We start from the raw sequence: 695 nt of genomic DNA on the forward strand, positions 1-695 counted from the left end.
GGTGATCCAGACGTTGATCACCCTGGCAGCAAAAATGGTGACACATGCCCGCCGGCAATATCTGTATATTGGATCACGGGCTTGGTTAACACCGTTTAAACGGCTCTATCAGGCTTTTGCCTAAACCCCGAGTTCGACAGTTTGAAACCTTTTTTGGACAAACAAAATTTACAAAATGCTTTTAAATCACGGCAGATTCGGGTGACTATCCAGAAAAACGGCGAGATTTTCATAGGCACACGTTTGTTAAATTTTTACTTTACAATTAGCTATTTATAATATACAATATAGGCATGTACATACGTCGAGTCACTCGGAAAAACAAAGATGGATCAGTCACTGCTTATCTCCAACTTGCTCACAATGAATGGGATCCGAAGGCCAAANTGTCCTGGAGCGTCTGGCCAAAAGCATTTCGCGATTCCTTTCTCCAGAACAAGCGTTTGAAGCCCGTGAAGCGATTGGAGAAGCAGCCGAATTTTTGTTCCAGTCCTGCAAGCGCTTGGGCGGCGTTTGGATGCTGGATCAGCTCTGGCGCAAATTAGGGATGGATCGGATTCTTCATAAGCTGTTTGCTTCTCGCCATCACCAGCTGGATATCGAACGGCTGATCTTTGCCATGGTGGCCAATCGCGCCCTGGCCCCCTCCAGCAAATTAGCCATGGAAGATTGGGTTCGGGAAGACGTCTACATTC

The 695-nt window shown here is 46.5% G+C and carries 1 pseudogene; it reads left to right on the forward strand.

Annotation, left to right across the window (positions count from 1 at the left end):
• Nucleotides 1-293: 293 nt before the first annotated feature.
• Nucleotides 294-695, forward strand: a pseudogene (locus IEW48_RS17565) (IS1634 family transposase); the annotation flags it as partial.

This window comes from Caldalkalibacillus thermarum (assembly GCF_014644735.1).
Classification (GTDB): Bacteria; Bacillota; Bacilli; order Caldalkalibacillales; family Caldalkalibacillaceae; genus Caldalkalibacillus; species Caldalkalibacillus thermarum.